This window comes from Billgrantia lactosivorans (assembly GCF_003254665.1).
GTDB lineage: Bacteria > Pseudomonadota > Gammaproteobacteria > Pseudomonadales > Halomonadaceae > Halomonas > Halomonas lactosivorans.
Genome location: NZ_QHGY01000042.1, coordinates 1 through 373, shown reverse-complemented (window position 1 = coordinate 373; position 373 = coordinate 1). Strand labels below are relative to the sequence as shown.

1 protein-coding gene is annotated in these 373 nt (G+C 74.3%); it reads right to left on the bottom strand.

The features are described from left to right. On the bottom strand, positions 1-373 hold a 373-nt coding region (locus tag DIS04_RS20315), incomplete at both ends, for a pyruvate kinase (protein WP_245904671.1).

Below are 373 nucleotides of genomic sequence, written 5' to 3'. Positions count from 1 at the left end.
CAGGCGGTCGCCGGCGCTGACGTCGTCGGCCAGCTGGGCGTACTCGCAGCCGACGCGGCCGGCGTCGCCGGCTTCGGTGTCCATGCCCATGTCGAGCACGAAGGGCTGGCCCTCCTCGAGCGTGACCGCGCCGTCGCGGAAGCGCGCGATGCGGATCTTGGGCCCCTGCAGGTCGCCCAGCGCGGCGACGCTCTTGCCCAGGCGGTCGGCGATCTGGCGCACGGCGATCAGCCGGCGGCGGTGGTCGGCGGCGCTGCCGTGGGAGAAGTTGAGGCGCACCACGTCGACGCCGGTGCGGATCATCGCCTCCAGCACGCCTTCGCGGTCGCTGGCCGGGCCCAGGGTGGCGACGATCTTGGTGCGACGGATGGGG